This is a genomic window from Streptomyces sp. NPDC002088 (assembly GCF_040296605.1).
In the GTDB taxonomy this organism is placed as follows: domain Bacteria; phylum Actinomycetota; class Actinomycetes; order Streptomycetales; family Streptomycetaceae; genus Streptomyces.
On the sequence record NZ_JBEOXO010000105.1, the window covers coordinates 1 to 1,799 of the forward strand.

A 1,799-nucleotide genomic window follows, 5' to 3' on the forward strand; every position below is an offset into this window, starting at 1 on the left:
AATCGCCCGCAGTGCCGGTGTTGCCACGAGGGCGACTGTACTGGCCGATCATGCTGCGGAGATCAGCGGGCGGCCGCTTATGAAACGCACCCTAGGTGCACTGCGCGAGGTGTGGAAGCAACGACACCATCATCGAGCCGGGTGAAGGCGACGTGAAGCGCGGCCGGTGCCTGCGATGCGACAAGGACTTCCAGGCCACGCCGTGCCTGGTCTGCCGGAGCTACCGCATCGAGGGCTCCTACGGCATCTCCGGGATCCGCTTCACGACGCTGCCCCAGACCGTCGAATGCAAGGACTGCCGCAGCGAAATCCCAGCGCGTGATCCCGGCCCCGAAGGGCCGTCCGAGCACTCGTAGATACTGGCCGACATGGCAGAAGCCTCCGATCCGCAGCAGGACGTCACCTACCGAGCGCCGGTCGGCTCCGTCGACCTCAAGGCGTTCGACGACGACGGCAACTCGTACGAGATCCATGCTTGCCACGACTGTCTGCCGTGGCACGCGGAGGTCGTGGTCGTTGCCGGGGAAGTCCTCGTCAGGGAGTGGCATGCCGTCGAATGTCCGCAGTTCCAGGAGCTCATCCGAGACTGAGACAGGAATTCATCACTCAGGGCCGGGACACATCCCCGATGGGTGATGATGTTGTGGTGAGTCTGGACCTGAGTAACTACGAACTCCTCTGGCCCGCACCGTTGTTCGTGTCCGAGGGGGAGCGCGTGCTCCGGTCCGCGGGCTCCTGGCAGGACCGGGCGATATGGCTGATGACGGAGGCCCTGTCCGGCACGACCGCAGTCGCCGACTTCGAGGACCTGCCCAACCACACCGCGCCGACAGCCGATCCCTGGGCAACCACCGCCACCGGCTGGGGCACCAAGCGGGCCGTGATGGATCAGCACGACTGGTTCACGGAGCTCATCAACCGGGGGTCCGAGCTCAGGCACGCGGCCGCGCCCCGGCCGTACTGGCCGCAGCGCCGCGGCAACGGACTCGCCCACGACGGCAGTACCGCGCGGGACACCCGACGTGACTTCGCGCGGCTCATTGGCGAGTTCGCCGACAACGGCTACCTGGTGGAGATGTTCGGCGAGGAATGCGTCGACGACCCGAACGACCTGCCGGACGCCTCCGAGGCGATCGACCGGCGCCTCGGCATCCCTCACCTGTGGCCCTTGGCGCCTGAGACGTGGGACGAGGACACCTTCTACGGGCTGATCGAAGTGTTCCACGACCTGGTGAGCCGCCCCCGTATGCGGCGCTTCCACAACTGGAACATGTGCGGGTGGCACCACTCGGAGTTCCACAACGGCCCGGCACGCGTCCTGTACCGGTGGAAGGTCAACCAGCTGCTGCGCGAGGCCGGCATCGAGTACGAACTGGCCGCCGAAGGCGAGGACCTCGGGCGCCTGGTCGCCGTCACCGACGACGCCCGAAGCCAGCTGGTGCACCGCGCCCTCAACGACAGCCCACCCGACACCGTCGCCGGCGTACGCCACGCCATCGCGCTCTACCGAGGACGTGACACGTCGGCCGAGAGCAAGAGATCGGCGATCTTCAACCTCGCCCGCATCCTTGAGGAGCGCCGTGCCCTGATCAAGGAGCACCTCGGGAAGGACGAAGGCGCGCTGTTCGAGATCGCCAACCGCTTCGACCTGCGCCACCGCAAGGCCGACCAGCGTGGCGACTATGACGAAGCGTTCCTCGACTGGGGGCCTTCACCCGTGATGGTGGACACGCGTCTTTGATCACGCGGCGAGCGTGAGTTTAGCGGTGTGGTGTCGGCGTTCGTATTCGTTGGGGCTG

At 66.6% G+C, this 1,799-nt stretch carries 3 protein-coding genes; all 3 read left to right on the top strand.

All coding sequences use genetic code 11. The features are described from left to right. The first annotated feature begins 152 nt into the window (after window positions 1-152). Genes ABT114_RS50305 through ABT114_RS50315 form a run of 3 tightly spaced genes read left to right on the top strand, consistent with a single transcriptional unit; the run spans window position 153 to window position 1,741 of the window. A complete protein-coding gene (locus ABT114_RS50305; protein ID WP_351154083.1) occupies window positions 153-356 on the top strand; it encodes a hypothetical protein in 204 nt (67 codons plus the stop codon). Window positions 357-368: 12 nt separating this feature from the next. Further along, window positions 369-590 carry a hypothetical protein gene (locus ABT114_RS50310; protein ID WP_351154086.1) on the top strand — a complete coding sequence of 74 codons (222 nt, stop codon included), beginning with the start codon at window positions 369-371 and terminating at the stop codon, window positions 588-590. Window positions 591-628: 38 nt separating this feature from the next. Then, window positions 629-1,741, top strand: coding sequence for a hypothetical protein (locus tag ABT114_RS50315; protein ID WP_351154089.1), 1,113 nt, complete (start codon window positions 629-631; stop codon window positions 1,739-1,741). Window positions 1,742-1,799 lie beyond the last annotated feature (58 nt).

Bases quoted from the DNA above. Each gene is read 5' to 3' on its own strand.
- ABT114_RS50310 (WP_351154086.1), top strand. From the start codon at position 369: ATGGCAGAAGCCTCCGATCCGCAGCAGGACGTCACCTACCGAGCGCCG.
- ABT114_RS50315 (WP_351154089.1), top strand. From the start codon at position 629: ATGGGTGATGATGTTGTGGTGAGTCTGGACCTGAGTAACTACGAACTC.